The sequence below is a fragment of the Roseateles puraquae genome, assembly GCF_002205845.1.
In the GTDB taxonomy this organism is placed as follows: domain Bacteria; phylum Pseudomonadota; class Gammaproteobacteria; order Burkholderiales; family Burkholderiaceae_C; genus Pelomonas; species Pelomonas puraquae.
The window spans coordinates 28,359-48,444 of sequence record NZ_NISI01000012.1 but is presented as its reverse complement, the minus strand read 5'-3'; the positions used below and the strand labels follow the sequence as shown (position 1 = coordinate 48,444).

General features: G+C 71.4%; 19 protein-coding genes. 14 read left to right on the top strand and 5 right to left on the bottom strand.

The features are described 5' to 3' along the window. The first annotated feature begins 163 nt into the window (after positions 1-163). Positions 164-586, top strand: coding sequence for a hypothetical protein (locus CDO81_RS22540; RefSeq protein ID WP_088485593.1), 423 nt, complete (start codon positions 164-166; stop codon positions 584-586). A gap of 209 nt (positions 587-795) precedes the next feature. Here the strand turns inward: CDO81_RS22540 and CDO81_RS27820 are convergent, their stop codons facing one another. Then, positions 796-1,149 carry a hypothetical protein gene (locus tag CDO81_RS27820; RefSeq protein ID WP_144397364.1) on the bottom strand — a complete coding sequence of 118 codons (354 nt, stop codon included), beginning with the start codon at positions 1,147-1,149 and terminating at the stop codon, positions 796-798. Between the two features lies 1 nt (position 1,150). On the opposite strand from CDO81_RS27820, the gene CDO81_RS27815 reads away from it, so the two are divergent. After that, complete coding sequence (locus tag CDO81_RS27815; protein ID WP_158218387.1) at positions 1,151-2,953, top strand: hypothetical protein; 1,803 nt, start codon at positions 1,151-1,153, stop codon at positions 2,951-2,953. A 4-nt stretch (positions 2,954-2,957) separates the two neighbouring features. Here CDO81_RS27815 and CDO81_RS22530 read toward each other — a convergent pair whose 3' ends face one another. After that, entirely contained in the window at positions 2,958-4,145 is a 1,188-nt protein-coding gene (locus tag CDO81_RS22530) for a PQQ-dependent sugar dehydrogenase (protein WP_088485499.1), read from the bottom strand. A 163-nt stretch (positions 4,146-4,308) separates the two neighbouring features. Between CDO81_RS22530 and CDO81_RS22525 the strand changes: the two genes are divergently transcribed. From CDO81_RS22525 to CDO81_RS22515, 3 genes are all read left to right on the top strand, one after another. Then, positions 4,309-6,048 carry a DUF1800 domain-containing protein gene (locus CDO81_RS22525; RefSeq protein ID WP_088485498.1) on the top strand — a complete coding sequence of 580 codons (1,740 nt, stop codon included), beginning with the start codon at positions 4,309-4,311 and terminating at the stop codon, positions 6,046-6,048. A 13-nt stretch (positions 6,049-6,061) separates the two neighbouring features. Beyond that, entirely contained in the window at positions 6,062-7,471 is a 1,410-nt protein-coding gene (locus CDO81_RS22520) for a DUF1501 domain-containing protein (protein ID WP_088485497.1), read from the top strand. A gap of 151 nt (positions 7,472-7,622) precedes the next feature. Then, positions 7,623-8,498: a hypothetical protein gene (locus tag CDO81_RS22515; protein WP_088485496.1), complete on the top strand. Its 876-nt coding sequence runs from the start codon at positions 7,623-7,625 to the stop codon at positions 8,496-8,498. Here CDO81_RS22515 and CDO81_RS22510 read toward each other — a convergent pair. After that, on the bottom strand, positions 8,495-9,913 hold the full coding sequence (locus CDO81_RS22510) for a M28 family metallopeptidase (RefSeq protein ID WP_088485495.1): 1,419 nt from the start codon (positions 9,911-9,913) through the stop codon (positions 8,495-8,497). The genes CDO81_RS22515 and CDO81_RS22510 overlap by 4 nt on opposite strands. A gap of 71 nt (positions 9,914-9,984) precedes the next feature. Here CDO81_RS22510 and fusA point away from each other — a divergent pair, with 71 nt between their 5' ends. The 5 genes from fusA to CDO81_RS22485 all read left to right on the top strand — a co-directional run bounded on the left by fusA (position 9,985) and on the right by CDO81_RS22485 (position 14,392). After that, a complete protein-coding gene (fusA, locus tag CDO81_RS22505) occupies positions 9,985-12,051 on the top strand; it encodes an elongation factor G (RefSeq protein WP_088485494.1) in 2,067 nt (688 codons plus the stop codon). A gap of 49 nt (positions 12,052-12,100) precedes the next feature. Beyond that, a complete protein-coding gene (locus tag CDO81_RS22500; RefSeq protein ID WP_241517100.1) occupies positions 12,101-12,697 on the top strand; it encodes a hypothetical protein in 597 nt (198 codons plus the stop codon). Between the two features lie 289 nt (positions 12,698-12,986). Further along, complete coding sequence (locus CDO81_RS22495) at positions 12,987-13,178, top strand: hypothetical protein (RefSeq protein ID WP_088485493.1); 192 nt, start codon at positions 12,987-12,989, stop codon at positions 13,176-13,178. A 69-nt stretch (positions 13,179-13,247) separates the two neighbouring features. After that, positions 13,248-13,484, top strand: coding sequence for a hypothetical protein (locus CDO81_RS22490; protein WP_144397362.1), 237 nt, complete (start codon positions 13,248-13,250; stop codon positions 13,482-13,484). A 65-nt stretch (positions 13,485-13,549) separates the two neighbouring features. Beyond that, on the top strand, positions 13,550-14,392 hold the full coding sequence (locus tag CDO81_RS22485) for an HDOD domain-containing protein (protein WP_088485491.1): 843 nt from the start codon (positions 13,550-13,552) through the stop codon (positions 14,390-14,392). Positions 14,393-14,935: 543 nt separating this feature from the next. Here CDO81_RS22485 and CDO81_RS22480 read toward each other — a convergent pair. Further along, positions 14,936-15,418, bottom strand: coding sequence for an Lrp/AsnC family transcriptional regulator (locus tag CDO81_RS22480; RefSeq protein WP_193466531.1), 483 nt, complete (start codon positions 15,416-15,418; stop codon positions 14,936-14,938). Positions 15,419-15,537: 119 nt separating this feature from the next. Here CDO81_RS22480 and hppD point away from each other — a divergent pair, with 119 nt between their 5' ends. The 4 genes from hppD to CDO81_RS22460 all read left to right on the top strand — a co-directional run bounded on the left by hppD (position 15,538) and on the right by CDO81_RS22460 (position 19,222). Continuing rightward, on the top strand, positions 15,538-16,686 hold the full coding sequence (hppD, locus tag CDO81_RS22475) for a 4-hydroxyphenylpyruvate dioxygenase (protein ID WP_088485590.1): 1,149 nt from the start codon (positions 15,538-15,540) through the stop codon (positions 16,684-16,686). Between the two features lie 66 nt (positions 16,687-16,752). Next, positions 16,753-17,091: a PadR family transcriptional regulator gene (locus tag CDO81_RS22470; protein ID WP_088485490.1), complete on the top strand. Its 339-nt coding sequence runs from the start codon at positions 16,753-16,755 to the stop codon at positions 17,089-17,091. Beyond that, positions 17,088-18,209 carry a hypothetical protein gene (locus CDO81_RS22465; RefSeq protein ID WP_088485489.1) on the top strand — a complete coding sequence of 374 codons (1,122 nt, stop codon included), beginning with the start codon at positions 17,088-17,090 and terminating at the stop codon, positions 18,207-18,209. Before CDO81_RS22470 ends, CDO81_RS22465 begins: the two co-directional genes overlap by 4 nt. An 80-nt stretch (positions 18,210-18,289) precedes the next feature. Further along, positions 18,290-19,222, top strand: a complete 933-nt coding sequence (locus CDO81_RS22460; protein WP_088485488.1) for an alpha/beta hydrolase-fold protein — start codon at positions 18,290-18,292, stop codon at positions 19,220-19,222. On the opposite strand, the gene CDO81_RS22455 is transcribed toward CDO81_RS22460, so the two are convergent. Further along, entirely contained in the window at positions 19,185-20,069 is an 885-nt protein-coding gene (locus tag CDO81_RS22455; protein WP_088485487.1) for an esterase/lipase family protein, read from the bottom strand. The two genes, CDO81_RS22460 and CDO81_RS22455, sit on opposite strands and share 38 nt — an antisense overlap. Positions 20,070-20,086: the final 17 nt, after the last annotated feature.

Below are 20,086 nucleotides of genomic sequence, written 5' to 3'. Positions count from 1 at the left end.
CAAGCGTCGCGCCCGGGCGGCTGTCGCCGCGTCGGCCAGACGGGGGCGGGCACGTAGGACAAGGCCGCATTCCGCCCCAGCGTTGACGCTGTCCTACAAGCGGCGGGTCATCTCGCACGTTGAATACGCATCGCGGCATGACCGCATGGCCCAGGAGACCTTCATGACCCCGTCCCGCCAGACCTTCGCCCGCTGGAGCGCGCCTGCCGCTCTGGCCCTCGCTGCCCTGGCCGCCTCGCCGACCGCCCAGGCCACCGATGTCGGTGTGTCGATCGGTTTCAGCCAACCCGGGGTCTATGGCCGCGTCGACATCGGCCGCTACCCCAGCCCGGTGCTCGTGGCGCCTCAGCCGGTCGTCATCGGGCGACCGGTGGTCCGCGAGCCGGTGTACCTGTGGGTGCCGCCCGGTCACCGGCGCGACTGGCGCCATCACTGCCGCCAGTACGCGGCCTGCGGTGCGCCTGTGTATTTCGTGCAGGACGGCTGGTACCGCGAGCACGTGATCGTCCGCCGTGACGGGCCGCCGCACCGCCACGAGCATCACGGCCATGGACACGGCCACGGCCGCGGTCACGGCCCGCACTGACGGGCGGCCGCGGCCGCGATCGGGCGAATAGGCCACACCCGGCCGCCACTTCCGGGCACCGCCGCCCGTGACGGCGGCCTACAGTCAGGCCCCACCCGACCGTTGCGCCGCTGCCTGCGGCTGGCCTGGATGCGCGCCTCCGTCCCTCCCGCACAACGCCTGAAGCCCCTCACCCCGCCGCCGGCGCCGCAGCGACGGAGTGCCTCGGCCTATGCCTGGCCCATGCTGCTGGTGCTGGTGGCCTGCGGCGGCGGCGGGAGTGGCAGCCCCGCGCCCGACACCACCCCGCCACCGCCGCCCGCCGCCACGCCCAGCCCGCTGCCCATGCCGGTGCCGGCGCCGAGCCCCAGCCCGGCCCCCAGTCCCTCCCCCAGCCCGGCGCCCTCGCCAGCCCCCAGTCCTGCACCGTCCCCGGCCCCCACGCCGGCACCCGCGCCCACGCCCGCTCCGAGTCCCGCGCCAACCCCCACGCCTGCACCGGCGCCCACACCGACGCCGCCACCTCCGCCGCCCGCGCCTCCACCGCCTCCAGCACCGCCCCCGCCGCCACCGGTGGCAGGCACGGTGGCCGGTGGCCTCGCCCTGAGCGGCGCCACGGTGCGGGTGCTGGACCCGTCCGGCAAGGCCATCGCCACCGGCAAGGCGGTCAGCGCGACGACCGGCACCTATGGGCCGATCACGCTCACGGGCACCGGCACCTTCCGGGTCGAAGCCTGCGGCACCGTGGCCGACAAGCCGCTGTGCGTCTGGGGCCTGACCAACACCGGTGGCACCCTGCACCTGACCCCGATGACCAGCGCCATCGCCGTGCTGGCCAGCGGCCTGGGCCCCGAAGCGCTGATGAACGGCGCCCTCGCCGCCATACCCGACGCCACGCTGGCCAACGTGCACACGCAGCTGCGCACCGCTTTGGCCCCAGCGCTGGCCGACGCCGGGCTGGCCGCCGGTTTCGACCTGCTCGCCGGCGCCCTCACGCCCGGCGCCCACACCGGCTACGACCGCCTGCTCGACACCGTGGGCGTCTCGCTGGGCACCGACACCAAGGCCTTCGTGTCACTCACGTCCCGGCTCGGCAGCGGCACGGCCTACCTGGAGCCGGGCACGACCCAGGGCAGCCTCAGCGTCGATGCTGCGGCGGCCAGCGTCGATCTGCCGGCGCTGGATGCGTTGTTCGCCAAGCTCATCGGGGCCACCGCGAGCAATGCCGCCTGCGTGAACTCGCAAACGGGCCTGGCCTCGCTCATGGACCCCAATGCCCGGGCCAGCATCGACCCGGCGACCAGCGCCTTCACCGGCGCCACGCAGGCCGCGCAGATCATCTGCCTGCGGCTGAACGGTGTGCTGGGCGAGGGTGAGGTGATGTTCGGCGGCAAGCTGCTGCCCACCACGCTGGGCCGCTGCGCCCTGGGCGCCGGCGATCCGCTGTGCCGCATCGACTTCGTCTACCAGAACAGCAAGGGCTTTCAGCGCCGCCTGGGCGTAGAGCAGGCCGCCGTGAAGCGCAGCAGCGGCTGGGTGCTGCTGGGCAACCGGCTGGAAGTGCAAGCCACGGCCGTGTCGCGCGTGGTGCTGACGCGCCGGGTCGATGCGACCGCAGCCGACAGCACCGCGCGCTACCTGGACATCAGCATCCCCGCCTTGACCGTGAGCGGGGGGGCGGTGCTGCAGTGCGCCCGCGTCAGCCAGCTCGATGCCAGCGGGAACAGCCTGCCGCTGGCCTTCTTCAAGAACGCCGGCAGCGGCAGCTACCTCAGCCTGTGGAGCGCCAGCAGCAGCGACGCCACGCCCAGCCTCGACCCGGCCACCGGCGCCCTGCGAGGCGCCGACCAGGTCGCCCTGCCGCTGGCCAGCGGCGCCGCGGGCGATGCGGTGGCCCGCAACTTCGCCCGCGCCGGCCGCGCGCTGCAGATCGACCTCTACAGCGACAGCGCCTGCGCCACGCCGCTGAGCGGGCTGGATGGGGCCTCGATCAGCATCGACCTGGCGGGCCTGCCCCCGATCGCGGCCGCCAGCCAGAGCGGCCAGCCGTGGCCGGCCCTGGCCACGGCGGCCAACTCGGCGCTGGCGGCACTGAAGGTGGCGGCCAACGCCAAGCTGACCTACAACCCCACCTGGACGACCACGCGCGCCGGGCTGGCCTTCAATCGCGCGCAGCTGTGCCCCGACAAGGCCTGCAACACCCGCCTGGCCGAAACGGAACTCGCCGCCGGCGCGACCACGGCGGCACTCAGCGCCACGCTTGGCAGCACCGCCCTGGCCGACAACGCCTACAAGCTGCTGCGCCTGACCGGCCGCACGCTGGACGGCCTGGTGCTGCAGCTGGACGCCCAGTCCTGCTCGGCCCTGCCCGCCGGCTCGCCCTGCTGACGGCTCAGGACGGCGCCACGCGGTACAGGCGCCCGCTGTCGGTCACGAACACCAGCGCGCCGTCGCGCGCCTGCTTGACATCGCGGATGCGCTGGCCGAGGTTGGCAAACAGCGCCTCCTTGGCCACCACCGTGTCGCCCGACAGCGTCAGCCGCCACAGCGCCTGCCCGGCCAAGGACCCGACGAAGAGCTGGCCCTGCCATTGCGGGATGAGCGCGCCGGTGTAGAAGGCCATGCCTGACGGCGCCACCGAGGTGGGTGTCCAGGTGGTGAGCGGCTCCACGAAGCGCGGCGCATGCGTGCCGCCCCCGATGCGGCAGGCGTCGCCCACCGGGTCGCCGTAATTGCAGCCATAGCTCACCAGCGGCCAGCCGTAGTTGGCCCCGGCCCGGGCGATGTTGATCTCGTCCCCGCCCTGCGGGCCGTGCTCACCCACCCACAACTCTCCGGTGACCGGATGCAGGGCCGCCCCCTGCGGGTTGCGGTGGCCCCAGCTCCACAGCCCCGGTCGCGCGCCCGCCGCCAGCGCCGGGTTGCCCGTGGGCAGGCTGCCGTCGCGCTGCAGGCGCACCACCTTGCCCAGGGTCTGGGTGAGGTCCTGCGCGGGGCTGCCCTGCTGGCGCTCGCCAAGGGTGATGAAGAGCGTCTTGTCACGCCCGAACACCAGGCGCGAGCCGTAGTGCCCGCTGCCACTCACCTTGGGCGCCTGCCGGAAGATGACCGTCAGCCCCTGCAAGGCATTGCCCACCAGCTGGGCGCGCGCCACCGCCGTGCCCGAGCGCCCGGCCTCGCTGCCGCTGCCGGGCTCCGAATAGCTGAGGTAGACGTAGGGGCTGCTGTCGAAGTCGGGGTCCAGCGCCACATCGAGCAGGCCGCCTTGCCCGGCAGTGTCGACAGCCGGCGCGCCGCTGACGGCCTGGCGGCTCGTGAAGTCGGCCGACACGCGCACCAGGCCACCGGTGCGTTGTGTGACCAGCCAGCTGCCGTCGGGCAACTGGGCCAGGCCCCAGGGCGCATCCAGCTGCACCGGCTGAGCGGTGGCCACGGGCGGGCCCGCGGTGGGGGTCGGCGCGGGTGCGGGCGCAGGCGCGCCAGGCGACGCGACGGGCGTCGCACCGCCACCGCCGCCACAGGCCACCAGCAGCCCTGCCAGGCCGAGCGCGCTGCAGGTGCGTGCGAGCGAGGTGTTCATGCCGGGATGATGGCGCGGTGCGCGCCGTGTGCAAATCACGCCGGGCAGCGGTTCAAGCCGAGGTTGTTGCCAGCGGTTAACGAGATGACCCACGGGCAACGTCGCGTTACGGGCGTGACGGCATGCGCGCCACCATGCGCGGCCTTGCCCGAGGACCCGACCCATGCGCCTGCCCGCTCTCCTGCTGGTGCCCGCCTGTGCTGCCCTGCTGCTGACCGCCTGCGGTGGCGGTGGCGGGGCCGGCGGCACCAGCCCTGACGCCTCGCCCGTCAGCTCGCCCGTCACCACGCCCACCGCGCCGCCCATGACCCAGCGCGATGCGGTGCGCCTGGCCTCGCAGGCCACCTTCGGCGCGACCGAGCCGCTGATCGCGCAGATGCGCACCCAGAGCGCGGCCGCCTGGGTGCAGGCCCAGGTCAACCTGCCGGCCAGCTCCCGCTACACCAGCGGTGGCGGCACCGCCATCCACACCGACACCAGCGGTGTGGGCTACTGCGACCAGCCCGCGCACCAGAGCGACACCTGCTGGCGCGACTGGTACTCCGGCCAGCCGCTGCTGTGGGACTTCTACCGCAATGCCGTCAACCAGCCCGACCAGCTGCGCCAGCGCGTGGCCTGGGCGCTGCAGCAGATCACGGTGGTCAGCAACCTCGAAGTGCAAGGCACCTATGGCCTGCGCCGCTACCACAACGCCTTGCTGGACAACGCGCTGGGCAACTACCGCGACGTGCTGCGCGCCGTGGCGCTCAGCCCGGTCATGGGCGACTACCTGAACGGCGTCAACAACGACAAGGCGGCGCCCAACGAGAACTTCGCTCGCGAGCTGCTGCAGCTGTTCTCGCTGGGCACCTGCCTGCTGAATGCCGACGGCAGCCTGAAGGGCGGCCGCTGCACCGCCACCTATGACAACGCCGCGGTGCGCGCCTATGCCTATGCGCTGACGGGCTGGACGTATCCGGCCGGCGGCGCCTCCAAATGGGGCTGCTGGCCCAAGGGCGCCAACTGCACCTTCTACGACGGCGAGATGGTGCCGCTGCCCGCCCTGCATGACACCACCGCCCGCACGCTGCTGGCCGGCGGCAGCGTGCCCGTCAACAGCACGCCCGCCCAGGCGCTGGACGCGGTGCTCGACAGCCTGATGGCCCACCCCAACCTCGCCCCCTTCATCGGCCGGCAGCTGATCCAGGCCCTGGTGCGCTCCAACCCGTCGCCAGCCTATGTGGGCCGGGTGTCGGCGGCGTTCACGGCGGGTCGTTTCACGAATGCCGGCGTGAGCTTCGGCGCCGGCAAGCCGGGCGACCTGGCGGCCACCGTGGCCGCCGTGCTGCTGGATGCCGAAGCCCGGGGCGACAGCTCGCCCGGCTCGACCGGCGGCCGGCTGCGCGAGCCAGCGCTGATGATGGCCAGCGTGCTGCGCGCCCTGAACGGCCGCACCGATGGCGACGCGCTGGGCTGGTGGTGGGGCGAGACGCTGCGCCAGCATGTGTTCCGCCCGCCGTCCGTCTTCAACTTCTACCCGCCGGACTACCCCGTCGCCGGCACCTCGCTGCAGGGCTCGGCCTTCGGCATCCACAACGCCAACACGGCACTGGAGCGGCTGAACTTCCTGACCTATCTGCTGAACTGGGGCGGCTCCAAGCCCGCGACCAACGTGCCGAATGCCGTCGGCACGCAGGTCGTGCTCGACAGCTTCGATGCCGATGCCGCCGATGCCGCCAAGCTGGTGGACCGCCTGTCGCTGCTGGCCCATGGCGAGCCCCTGCCCGACGGCCCGCGCGCCAAGGTGCTGGAGGCGGTGCAGTGGTGGACCGACAAGACCGACGCCAAGACCTGGCAGCGCAACCGCGTCGCCACTGCCGCCTACCTCGTGTTCGCGGCGCCGCAGTTCCAGATCGTGCGCTGAGAGGGCCATCACCATGCATCACCACACCCCCGTGAGCCGCCGCCGCCTGATGGCCGGCGCCCTGGGCCTGGGCACGCTCGGCGCGCTGGCGCCACTGCGCAGTGCGCTGGCGGCCGACTTCAAGGCCCTGGTCTGCGTCTTCCTGTACGGCGGCAATGACGGCATGAACACGGTCGTGCCGATGGACGCCACGCGCTATGGCGACTACGCCCGCGTGCGCGCCGGCCTGGCCCTCCCGCAAGCCAGCCTCGGCCGCCTGGGCAACACCGACTTCGGCCTGCACCCGGCGCTGGCCGCGCTGAACCCGCTGTATGCCGCAGGCCGGCTGGCGGTGCAATTCAACGTCGGCCCGCTGTACGCGCCGCTCACCAAGGCCCAGTACCGGGCGGACGCCGGCAAGACCGCGCTGACCCCGCCCAGCCTCTTCTCCCACAGCGACCAACAGGTGCTGTGGGAATCCGCCAGCACCGATGCCCAAAGCCGCACCGGCTGGGGGGGCCGCAGCGCCCAGGCCCTGGCGCTGGCCAGCCCCGTGATCAGCGTGGGTGGCAATGGCCATTTCGGCCTGTCGGAGCTGGCGGTGCCGCTGGTGCTGCCCGGCCCGGGCGACGGCTTTGGCGCCGCCGGCCTGGGCGCGGCCGACATCGGCTGGAAGCCCAACGCGCTCAAGCTCGACGCCATCAAGGCCCTCGCCGCCCAGACCTCCGACACCGACCTGGCCAATGCCTTCCAGCGCCAGCAGCAGAGCGCCATGGCGCTGTCCGAACAACTCGGCCCGCTGGTCAAGCGCAAGCCGGGCGAGGCCGGCAGCAATGCCGCCATCGACAACGCCTTCGCCCCGCTGATCACCAACGGCAACGTGAGCACGCGCCTCGGCCGCCAGCTCTACCAGGCGGCCAAGCTGCTGGACGTGCGCGCCACACTCGGTGGCAACCGGCAGATCTACTTCGCCCAGCTCGGCGGCTTCGACACCCACGGCAACCAGGCGGGCAGCGACATCGTCTCGGGCACGCACGCGGCGCTGCTGAAGGAACTGGGCGATGCACTGGCCTGCTTCCAGGCTGCGCTGACCGCCCTGGGCCTGGCGGAATCGGTGACGACCTTCACCCAGAGCGACTTCGGCCGCACCTTCAAACCCAACAACAGCGGCGGCACCGACCACGCCTGGGGCAACCATCACCTGGTGCTGGGCGGCGCGGTGCGCGGCGGGCTGTACGGCAGCTACCCGACGCTCGCCCTGGGCGGGCCCGACGACGTGGGCGTGGACGCCTGGGAGCAGCAAGGGCGCTGGATTCCGACCCGCTCGGTCGATCAGTACGCCGCCACGCTGCTGGGCTGGATGGGCGCGACCAACGCCCAGCTCGACCAGATCCTGCCCAACCTCACGAACTTCGGCAGCGCGCGCTCGCTGGGCTTCCTGTGAGCTGAAGGCCGCGGCCCGCACAAAAAACTTGCGGCGCGATGGCGGAGTCGCCGCCCCGAATCCGTACGACAAGAAGCGAGGCGCCTGAAAACCTGGCCTAGCCAGCGCAGGCAGACGTCTCGCCCATGTCACGGACCAGGGGAATCACGCCATGAACGGACTTTCACGCCGCCTGCGCCGCGGCTTTTGCAGCCTGTTGCCGGCACTGGGCATCGCCGGCGCCGGACCCGCAGCTGCACTCTCGCTGACGCCAGTCTCCGTCTCCAGCTATACGGAGGCCTACACCTGCAGTGCCTTCCGGTGCGAGCGCAACGGCGTCACCGGCACGGGCAACCAGACGGCCTACGCCCCGAACACCTCCGCCACCGCCACGCTGAAGTGGGGCGCAGCGCCCGTCATCACGACGACGTCCACCGCCGATCTGCAGACCGGCGCGGGCAGCGGGCCCGATCCCGTGAGCAGCCGCTCCGGCGCCAGCATGACGCTGATCTACCAGATGCAGCTGCAGGGCCCCAGCTCGATCAGCCTGCCGGTCGTCATGCACACCTCGGGGCAGCTCAAGCTGACGGGGTCCAATCTCGACGGCGAGGTGGGCTTCGCCACGCTGTCGCTCAAGATCCTCGGCGATCAGAACGGCGCCATGAACCCGATCTACCGGGAATACCTGCACATCTCCAGCCGCGACATCGGCCCCACCGGCACGCTGACCCTGCCCTTTGACGACAGCAAGACCTTCAACATGGGCAGCAACCTGCTCTATGAGGTGCAGATGTTCGTGTCGTCGATCACCCAGATCGAGCCCGGGCAAGGCCCCGTGAACAGCGGCATGACCAGCCTGGCGACGCTGGACCCGCTGTTCGAGATCGATCCGACCTTTGCCGCCGCCTACCCGGACTACCGGCTGGTGTTCAGCAGCGGCGCGCCGGTCTCCACCGTGCCGCAGCCGCCGTCTGCCGCGCTGCTGTCGCTGGGGCTGCTCGCGATGGGCGGCGTGCGACGCTGGCGCCGCAGCACGACCGACGACTAACGCCGCGGCAGCGGGAACGCCGCCAGGCTCGCGTAGCCCTTGCGTGAGACGGCCTGGACGCCGAACACCACGTTGTCCTTGGACACCGGCAGCGTCACCCGTGTCACGCGGCCGACGTCCTTGAACTGCTGCCAGGCGGCCGAGTCGGTGTCGCGCCAGACGACGCGGTAGCCGGCCACCTCGGGGTCATCGCTCGGCTGCCATTCCAGCGTCGAGTCATTCGTCAGCTCGCGCGCATCCAGGCGCAGGCCCTTGACCGGGGCCGGGGCCCACGCGAGCGTGGCCAGGCCGGCGAGGTTGGCGCGGGTCACGTCGCCCACGTAGGCGAAGTCGACGAACTCGGGCAGGTCGCCGTAGACGACGCCGTTCTCGGTCCTGGGGTTCTGGTGCTGGTGGGCGAAGTTCTCGAACGGCTCGCTGATGCGCACGGCCGCATAGCCGCGCTCCAGGAAGGGAATGTGGTCACCGCCGCGCAGGTAGCGGTCGCGGCGCTGGATGAGCTGCACCGTGAAGCCCGGCATGGCCGCCTCGGCCGCCGCCTTCAGGTGCCGGCCCAGCTGATGCGTGGGCAGGTCTTCGCTGCCGCCGGCCTGCAGCAGCGGCAGCAGCTCGGCCTGCATTGCGGCCAGGGCCTTGGTGTCGGCCTCGGTGGCGGGGCGGTTGGCATTGGCGGCGGTGAGCAGGCGCACGAGCGGGTCCAGCCCGTCGGCGAAGAGGCGCAGGCGCTTGGGGTCGACCTGCCCGGCGTCACCGCGCGAGCTGCCGATGATGTCGTTGGTGATCATGGCCTCGACGTTCGTGCCGGCCGCCCGGGCTTCGCGCGCCCATTGCGCCGCGCCCAGCAGGCCCTGCTCCTCGCCCGGCACGGCCATGAACACCAGCGTGGCGTCGAACTGCCGGCGCGCCATCACGCAGGCCAGCTCCATCACGGCCGCGGTGCCGGAGGCATCGTCGTTGGCACCGGGGGCTTCGCCCAGCGAATCCATCACGTCGCTGTTGCGTGAGTCGTAGTGGCCGCTGACCACCAGCACGCGGGACTTGCTGGCCCCCCGCCCGGGCAGGGTTGCGACCACGTTGACCAGCTCGGTCGGCTGGCTCACGCGGTTGCCCGCCGGCTCGATGAAGCTCTGCTCCTCCACCTGCAGCCGGCCACCCGCGGCCTTGCTGCAGGCGGTGAGCTCGGCCGTGATCCAGCGCCGCGCGGCACCGATGCCGCGGGTGTCGGACGCGATGTCCGACAGCGTATGCCGGGTGCCGAAGCTCACCAGCTTGCGGATGCGCGCCTCGATGCGCGCCGGGCTGACCTCGGCCAGCATGGCCTTGAGTTCATCGGCCGGGACGGCGGGCTGAGCCTGGGCTGACAGCGCCAGCAGGGTCAGGGCGAAGGCAAAGGGGCGTGCGGTGTGGCGAAGCATGCAAATGATTCTGCCCTTGCCCGCCGGGCCGCGTTCTTCTACGCTGGCCTTTCCCCCACGAGGAGAGTCCGATGAGCGCGAGCCTGGATTCACGAGTGAACGCGATCCGCGCGGTCGCACTGGTCGGCCCCGCCGCCGCCGGCAAGACCCTGCTGCTGGACGCCCTGCTGGCCCATGCCGGCACCCTGCCCCAGGCGGGCAGCATCGAACGGGGCAGCACGGTCAGCGACCACGACCCGCTGGAGAAACGCCTGGGCCATTCCCTGCAATCGAGCCTCGCACACTTCACGCACGGCGGTATCCGCGTGCATGCCATCGACACGCCGGGCGCTCCCGACTTCGTCGGCCAGGCCTTGCCGGCCCTGGAAGCCGCCGACACCGCGGTGGTCGTCATCAATGCGCAGAACGGCATCGAGCTGATGGCCCAGCGCCTGATGACGACCGCGGGCGAGCGGGGCCTCGCGCGGCTGATCGTCATCAACAAGATCGACGCGGCCGGCGTCGACCTACCCGCGCTGCTCGCGCAACTGCGCGAGGTCTTCGGGCGCGAATGCCTGCCGCTGAACCTGCCGGCCGACGGCGCACGGCGCGTGGCCGACTGCTTCTTCGCGGCCAGCGGCGAGGCCGACCTTTCGTCGGTCGCCGACGCCCACCGCGCGCTGGTGGAGCAGGTGGTGGAGGTGGATGCCGCCTTCGTGGACCGCTACCTGACGGAGGGCGATGTCGACCCGCGCGAGCTGCACGCGCCGCTGGAGCAGGCGCTGCGGGAAGGGCACCTGATCCCGGTGTGCTTCTGCTCCGCCAAGACAGGCGCAGGCATCGGCGAGCTGCTGGCAGCCATCGAGGCGCTGATGCCCAACCCGGCCGAAGGCAACCCGCCACCCTTTCTGGAGGGCAAGGGCACCGAGCCCGCGCCCTACCCCGTGCGGCCCGACCCCGCCGCGCATGCGCTGGCCCACGTGTTCAAGATCGTGGCCGACCCCTACCTCGGCAAGATGGGCGTGATGCGCGTGCACCAGGGCCGCATCGCCAAGGGCGGGTTGCTGTACGTCGGGCATGCGCGCAAGCCCATCCGTGTCGCGCACCTCTTCATGCTGCAGGGCGCCCGGCACCTGGAAGTGGACGAAGCCCTGCCGGGCGACCTGTGCGCCATTGCCAAGGTGGACGACCTCGCCTTCGACGCCGTGCTGCACGACGCGCAGGAAGACGAGCACATCTTCCTGCGCCCGCTGGACTTCCCGACGCCGGTGCACGGCCTGGCCATCAGCCCGGCACGCCGGGGTGATGAGCAAAAGCTCTGGGAGGTGCTGGCGCGGCTGGTGGATGAAGACCCCTGCCTGCGCATCGAGCAGACGGGGCAGGACGGCATGCACGGCCAGCAGACCCTGGTCTACGGCCTGGGCGAGCTGCACCTGCGGCTGCTGCTGGAGCGGCTGCGTGAGCTCTACAAGGGCGAGGTGCTGACCGAACCGCCGCGCATCGCCTACCGAGAAACCATCGCCGCGCCGGCCGAGGGCCACTACCGCCACAAGAAGCAAAGCGGCGGCGCCGGGCAGTTCGGCGAGGTCTACCTGCGCGTGGAGCCGCTGGCGCGTGGCGCGGGCTTCGAGTTCGTCGACGCGGTCAAGGGCGGCACCATCCCGGGCCCATTCATGCCGGCCGTGGAGAAAGGCGTGCGGGCAGCGCTGGCCAGCGGCGTGATCGCGGGCTTTCCGCTGGTGGACCTGCGGGTGGTGGTCTACGACGGCAAGCACCATGCGGTGGACAGCAAGGAGATCGCCTTCGTGACCGCCGGCCGGCGCGCGCTCATCGAAGCCGTGCGCGCTGCCCGGCCGCTGGTGCTGGAGCCCGTCGTGCAGGTGGAGATCACCGCGCCCGAGCACAGCATCGGCGACATCACCGGCGACCTGGCCTCGCGCCGCGGCCAGGTCAACGGCACGCGGGTGGCCGTGCCGGGCAGCCTGATCGTGCAGGGCCTGGCGCCGCTGGCCGAACTGGCCAGTTACCAGTCGCGGCTCAATGCGATGACGGCCGGCCAGGGGCGCTACACCCTGCTGCTGAGCCACTACGACGCCGTGCCGCCCAACACCCAGGCGGCCCTGACCGCCGCGTACCAGGGCACGGACGAGCCCGATTGATACCCCCGCGCACTGGGGCTTGGTGAACGGTCATTTATCATCGCCCCCCATGCCCAGCGCCCCCCGCGACGTCGCGCAGATCCGATTGGACAACGCGATGCGGCTGTTCGAAGAGTTCGTCAGCGCCACCGTCAAACATCCCGATGCGGCCACCCTGCGTGGCCTGGAGCGGCGCTTTGCCGAGAAGCTGCAGATCCAGCCCAGCTACTGGAGCCAGATCAAGGGCCGGTCGCGCCAGATTGGCGAACGCCTGGCGCGGCAGTTCGAGCAGCTCTGCCACAAGCCGCCTGGCTGGATGGACATCGACCATGGCGCCGCGCCTGGCCCGGCACCGCTCACCTCGATGGCTGCCGCCATGGGGCATGTGGCTCCGCCACCGCCCGAGCCGTCGCCCAGCTTGCCGGCGGATGACGACGAACGCTTCATCGTCGGCCTGGTGCTGACCTACTACCGCCGCCATCCGCAGCGCGCCCGCACGCGGCTGCTGGACCTGCTGGGCGAAGTGCTCACGCCGGAGCCGGCGGCGACACCCCGAGCACTCCCCAAGGCAACGGCCAAGCCGGCCGCCTCGGCCCCGCAGGCCGAGCTCGACGAGTGGCGCAGGCTGCAGGCGGGCATCGCGCCGCTCAAGCCCAAGAAGCGCTGAAGCTTCCTCACATCCGTCATTGGACGGACGGAACCACGCACGTTAGGGGTGTGGGATAAAAACCGCTTGTGCAAGATCAACGTTTGTTTATCATTTGCGCAAGTTGTGACGTTGAAGTCCCCTAGCGCCACAGCGAGGTTGCACACCAACCCCTGACCCGCCCGGCCCGCTTGTCTCGAGCGCAAGCCCCAGGCCTCTCTCTCCAAACCTTTCGCGCAAACGCAGGCCCCTCCCGGGTCGAGCCGCTGCATGGCCCGCCGCACATCCGCGGCTTTCACCGGAGCACTTCATGCCCCAGTTCACCTCGCCCCGTCCCCTGCAACTGACCCTGCGCAAGCCGCGCAATCCGCTCGTCGCGCCGGCCATGAAACGCCAGGCCGGCCGGCACCAGACGCCGCAGGACGCCCGCACCTTGCGCCAGCAAGCCCGCCTGGACCTGCGAAAGCTGCTGCGCGAACGCTTCCCCGACGACAGCCCCTGAACCGCCCGCGCCGCCCGCCCCTCGATCCATGTGATGAGGGCCGCCGGGCCAGCGCCCAAGGAGACCCTCATGAGATTGATCGAACTGCGCGGCCCCGACGCCGCCGAAACCCACGCCGCCTGGGCCCGCCGCTTCAAGCGCATCAAGCGCGCGCTGCGGGCGATCCGGCTGGTGTTCTCGCCCGCCTACCGCCGCCGCCGCGAGCGCAGCCAGCTGGAGTTCTACGCCGAAGCCGGCGCGCCCGAAGGGGCGCTGTACGCCGACGGCCAGCTGATCGCGCAACTGGACGGCGTGCGCCGGCTGTGAACTGAGCCGCAAAACGGGGCCGCCTCCGACGAGCAGGCGGCCCCGCCCGGGCCTAGCATCGCGGCATGTCCGCCCTGCTGCGCCTGACCGCCCCGCTGCCTCGCCTGGAAGCCTGGGTGGACGCCTTTGCCCGGGCCGAGATCCCGGTGCTGGCCGACACGGCCGAAGCCCTGGAGCACATGCGGGCGACCGAAGACGACGTCGACGCCCACATCCTGGGCGAGGCCTTCGCCAGCGACCCGCTGATGACGCTGAAGGTGCTGGTGCACGCCAGCGAGCAGCGCCGCAGCCGCAACGCCGGCCTGCGCGCCGACGCCGAGACCGTCACCGCAGCGCTCGTGCTGACGGGCATCTCGCCCTTCTTCCGCGCCTTCGGGCCGCAGCCCACGCTGGAGGCCGTGCTGGCCGACCATGAAGAGGCGCTGCTGGGGCTGTCCCGCGTGATGCAGCGCGCCGAGCGCGCCTCGCGCTACGCCCTGGGCTTTGCCGCCCACCGCGCCGACCCCGACGCAGCGGTCATCCACAGCGCCGCGCTGCTGCACGACTTCGCCGAAATGCTGTTGTGGGTGCACGCCCCCGACCTCGCCCTGCAGATCGCCCGGCTTCAGGAGCAAGACCGCCACCTGCGCAGCATCCAGGCCCAGCGCCAGGTGCTGGGCATCACGCTGGCGGACCTCGAACAGGCCCTGATGAAGCGCTGGCACCTGCCCGAGCTGCTCACCCGCATCACCGCCGACACCGACGGCCGCGACCCGCAGGTGCGCTGCGTTCAGCTCGCCGTCCGCCTGGCCCGCCACACCGCCCGCGGCTGGGACGACGCCGGCGTGCCCGACGACCTGCACGACATCGCCGACCTGCTCAACCTCGGGCCTGAGCCGACGCTGAAACTGTTGCACGAGTTCGACTGACGGGGCTACCCGCTGGGGCTACTGAGGCCGGTGACCTACACGGGCGGCGGAGCACGATGGCGCACCTCGGCGCGCTGCGGGGCGAACGGGAGAGATCGCCCCGCAGCGGTCCTCCGGCCCATCGAACTCGCGGGAAGAAAGCAGTCGTTCAGCGGCTTGACCCCGAGGACGCTGCAGGGCCGGATCGGCGCAGGCAGCGGGGCGGGCCTGATGCTCCATGTCCCCCGGCCCGCTACGCGGTCCTCCTCCTTTACTTGCGCATCAGGCCCGCACCACTGCCCGCTTGCGCGACGCTCGACTTGTTCGTCGAGGACACCCAACGGTGCTGCAGTGGGATGCGGGGGGACGCAATTGCGAAGGTACAGGAGGAGGGCCGCGCAGCGGCCCGGGGGACACGTAGCAATTGCGTCCTCCCGTGTCCAACTGCCATCCCGATGTAAGCGAAAGCAGACCTCCGCAGCCGGGCCGCTTCTGGCCCACAGCCGCCTTCTGTCACCGCATGTCGACTGCCCGCAGTCGCCGTGCGGTCATCCCCTGCGCACCTCACACCGGCACGGCCGTCGTGTTCTTCAAGCGCTCCAGCACGAAGCTGGTCTTGCAGTCCTGCACGCTGGGGTGCATGAGCAACGTGTCGGAGATGAAGCGGGCGTAGTGCTGCATGTCCTGCACCAGCACGCGGAGCAGGTAATCCATCTCGCCGGTGAGCGCGGCGCACTCCACCACTTCGGGCCAGGTCTGGACCGCGGCGCGGAAGAGGTCGCGGGGGTTGCGCAAAGGGTTGTCGGTCTGCTTCTCCAGGCGCACGTTGATGTAGGCCGTCAGGCCCAGGCCGATGCGCTCGGGCGGCACCAGGGCCACATAGCTGGCAATGACGCCAGCGTCCTCCAGCCGCCGCACGCGGCGCAGCACGGCGGAGGACGACAGGCCAGCCTCGCTGGCCAGCGCGTCGTAGGTGACACGGCCGTCCTGCTGCAGCGCGCGCAGCAGGCGGCGGTCGATGGCGTCGAGCTCGATCGGGGCGTCCATGCAACGCATTTTGCAGTTTTCCTGCGTTTTGCATGGCCTGCGCGCCGAACAAAGCATGAAACCTGCGCGAACCGCGCCGCAGAATTTCGAGCTTCATCGCCTTGCTGCTGGAGACCTTCATGGCCAAGTTCACCCCCTGGGACAACCCGATGGGCACCGACGGGTTCGAGTTCATCGAGTTCGCCGCCCCCGATCCGGCCGGGCTCGGCAAGCTGTTCGAGACCATGGGCTTCACCGCGGTCGCCAAGCACCGCCACAAGAACGTGACGCTGTACCGCCAGGGCGGCGTGAACTTCATCATCAATGCCGAGACCGACTCCTTCGCGCAGCGCTTCGCGCGGCTGCACGGGCCGTCGATCTGCGCGATTGCCTTCCGCGTGCAGGACGCCGCGCATGCCTACCAGCGCGCGCTGGAGCTTGGCGCCTGGGGCTTTGACAACAAGGCCGGCCCGATGGAGCTGAACATCCCGGCCATCAAGGGCATCGGCGACAGCCTCATCTACTTCGTCGACCGCTGGCAGGGCAAGGGCGGCGCCAAGGCGGGCGCCATCGGCAACATCAGCATCTATGACGTCGACTTCGTGCCGCTGCTGGACGCTGCCGGCCAGCCGGTCGACCCCAACCCGGTGGGCCATGGGCTGACCGAGATCGACCACCTGACGCACAACGTCTTCCGCGGCCGCATGAAGGAGTGGTCGGAGTTCTACGAGCGCTTCTTCAACTTCCGCGAGGTGCGCTACTTCGACATCGAAGGCAAGCTGACGGGCCTGAAGAGCAAGGCCATGACCAGCCCCTGCGGCAAGATCCGCATCCCGATCAACGAGAGCAGCGACGACAAGAGCCAGATCGCCGAATACCTGGACCTGTACCGCGGCGAGGGCATTCAGCACGTGGCCCTGGGCACGACGGACATCTACAAGTCGGTGGAAGGCATGAAGGGCACGGGTGTGGCCTTCCAGGACACCATCGACACCTACTTCGACCTGATCGACAAGCGCCTGCCGCAACACGGCGAGAACGTGGCGGAGCTGCGCCGCCTGCGCATCCTGATCGATGGCGCCACCCACCTGGGCGCCGACAACGAGCTGCTGCTGCAGATCTTCACCAAGGAAGTGATCGGGCCGATCTTCTTCGAGCTCATCCAGCGCAAGGGCAACGAGGGTTTCGGTGAAGGCAACTTCAAGGCGCTGTTCGAGAGCATCGAACTCGACCAGATCCGCCGCGGCGTGCTGAAGGACGACGCCAAGGAAGCGGCCGGGGCCGCCTGAGGTCGCCAGGCCCCGGCCTGCGCAATCCCTCTTGACCGTTAAGTCTACATATGTAGACTTAACGGCATGGCACGCTCCCGCGCTTTCTCTCCCCAGGCATTGAGGGCCCTCGCCGTGCTGGCCGACGCCGGCGCTGACTGGCGGCATGGCTACGACATCACCGCCCAATCGGGCCTGAAGTCGGGCACGCTCTATCCGCTGCTGATGCGGCTGGAAGCGGCGGGCCAGTTGGAGGCGCGCTGGGAGGAATCTCCCATCGCCGGCCGCCCGCCCCGGCATGTGTACCGGCTGACCGACGCCGGCGTGGCGCTCGTGAACTCGATGGCCGACGCGCTGGCCGAGGCGCGCGCCTTGTTGACCCGCGTCACCCCCGACGACAACGCCGACGCCGCGGAGCCGGCATGAGTCGCACCCTGCCACGCTGGCTGTGCGCCGGCGTCACCCGTACCCTGCTGACCCTGGCCCAGGCGCTGATGCCCTCGCGCCAGGCGGATTGGGCTCGCGCCATGCGGGCCGAGGTGCTGGCGATCGACGATGCCCAGGACGCGCTGATCTACGCCTGGGGCTGCTTCACCGCGGCGCTTCATCTCGCCACGTGCCGCGCCGTGGGGTCGCTGAGCGAGCCGGACCACCTGGGCCTGGCCTGCGCCGGTCTCGTCGTCGGCCTGGGCGGCACCTTCATGGCCACGCGAGACGCGCCGAGCGGCTATGCCTGGGTGAACGGCCTGTCGCTCGCCCTGGCCTGCGCCAGTTTTTGGCTGCTGCCCCGCCCCCGCCTGCAGCAGGACGCCCGCTGGCGAGCCGCCACCACCTTCGCCCTCGGCGCCGCGCTGCTCTGGGCCAGCGCGCCGCAAGCTGATGGCGCCGCCCCGACGGGTTGGCTGCGCCTGGGCCCGCTGCCGGTGCAGGCCACCTGGTTGCTGTGCCCAGCCTGGTGGGCGGTGTCAGCCCCTGTCGCGGGGGCCTCACCCCTGCCGCTGACGCTGCGCGCGCTGCAGCTGACGGGGCTGGCGATGGGGCTGTTCGCGCTGGCCGCTCAGGCGCAGGCGCCGCTGCTGGCCGTGACGGCGATGCTGCTCGCGATGCGCGCGGCGCGGGCCCGCTCGGGCGCACTGGCAGCCCTGGCCCTGCTGGCCGTGGCGCTCGCCTGCGCCGCCCTGGCCCGCTGGACGGCCCCGCCGCCCAGCCCGTATGTCGACGAGGTGTTGCAGCTGGCCTTCACGCACAGCGCGGCGTTGGGCGGGCTGATGACCGCCGCCTGGCTGACGTTGCTGCTGCCAGGCCTGCTGCACCGGCGCGCCCGTGAGCACGGCCTCGCCTGGGCGGCTCTGCTCGGGCTGGCCCTGCCGGGCTGGCTGCCCGCGCCGGTGCTGGGCTTTGGCGGCAGCTTCATCGTCGGCTATGTGCTGAGCCTGGCGCTGCTGCCCGGTGGCCCCGCCACAGCCTCGCGCCGGCCCCGCGTCTCATCCGCGTCGCCGCCCGCCCGCCGCGCGCCGCCGCTGCCCCGCGCCGGCGTGGCCTGACGCCCCCTTCCCCTGTCGCACCGCAGCTGCGGTGAGCTGCCGCATGGCCGAGCGGCCCAGCCTTTCAACGAGCACTTCCGATGAACACCTCCTCCCTGCACCGCCTGGCGCACCGCCTCGCCCTGCCCGCCCTGATCCTGCTGGCGCTCGTGGCGCTGGCGTCCATGGCCTGGGCCCGGCTCACCGCCCCTCAAGGCGAGCAGGCCGTCACCTTCACGCCCGCTCGGCAAACCTGCGGCACGCTGGACGACTTGCACTACTGCATCAACCAGCCCACCGGCCCGAGCGCCCCCGATCGCGTCTACCACCTGCATGGCCGCGGGCTGGACGCAGAGGCCTGGAACGACCCGAGCTACTTCACCGCCCAGGTGCAGGGCGAATGGCAGCGCCTGGGCCTGCCGGCACCGACGGTCGTCACCCTGTCCTACGGGCGGGAATGGCTGCTGACGCCGCGCGCGCAAGCGCCGCGCAGCGGACTGCTGGACCGTATCGGCCCACAGCTGGACCGGCTGGATGCGCAGCTCGACGCGCAAACGGGCACACCGCGTCGGCGCATGCTGGTGGGCGAATCCATGGGCGGCCTGAACGTGCTGACGCTGGGCCTGAGCCAGCCCGGCCGCTTCGACCGGATCGCCGCCCTCTGCCCCGGCGTCTACCAAGACTCGCCGTTCGCGAGCCTGGGCACACTCCGCGCCGCGCTGCAGCGCACCGGCGCCGACCCCAAGGTCGCCTTCGGCGTGTGGTGGCTGGCCCGCCAGCATGTGGCTGATGACGCCGAATGGGCGCGGGTATCACCGCTGGCCCTGATCGAGACCCTGGCCGGCGCGCCGCGGCGGCCCGCGCTGTACCTGTCCTGCGGCTTGTATGACCGTTACGGCAATTTCGAGGGCACCCAGGCGCTGGCGACGCGGGCCCAGGCGTTGGGTGTCGATACCGAATGGCATCCGCTGTACGGCGGCCATTGCGCCATCGACATCACCTCGCTGGCGCGCTTCCTGTCGGCGCGGGACTGACGGGCGCCTGGCCGCTCAGCGCCACCTGCAACTGCTGCCAGGCAGCGTCGGAGTGCACCAGGCCCATGTGCCCCACCGCGTCCACCCGGTGCGCGCGTCCTTCAGCCTGGATGGCGGTTGCGGCCGGGTTGACCACCTGATCGCACGGCGTCCAGAAGCAGTCGACATCCGGCAGGCCCGGCAGGGCTGCCAGCCAGGCGCTGCCGCGGCGCATCTGGGCCGCGTTCACGCCCAGGCCAAGTGCCGCCATGCGGGTGCCCTGGTGGGGCGAGCCGAGCGTGATCGCGCGGGGCGCTTGCGCATGCTGCGCGCCGTACCGGCGCCACCAGGCCCGCAGCGCCAGGCCGCCCATGCTGTGCGCGCAGACCACCGGCATGCGGCCGGTCGCGGCCATCAGGCGGCGCACGCCGGCCTCGATCTCGTCGGCGTAATCGTCGATGCTGCCGAAGGCTGGCTCCAGCGACGGCGCGACAAAGGCCACCCCGTCGGCCCGCAGCCGGCGCATCCAGCCGTTCCAGCGACCACGGTTGCAGGCGAAGCCGTGCACCAGCAGCACCCCCTGCCGGGCGCCTTCGGGCAGGTGGTCAGGCTCCGCCCATTCGCGCCAGGGCTGGCGCCAGGAGAAGGCCAGCTCGCTGGCCACCGCTTCACCCGCCCAGGCCTTGAGCAAGGCACCCCAGCCCGGCGCTGGCTGGTTGACCCAGCGAAGCTGCACGAACCCCAGGGCCAGCACCAGGCTCTGGAGCGCCAGCGTCGCAAGTCCCCATCCCCACCCGGCGACCCAGCCCACGGCCACGGCCAGTGAAAGGCGCACGAGAACCCAGAAGCGCTGCAGGCTTGCATTCATCGGGGCAGTCTAAGCGC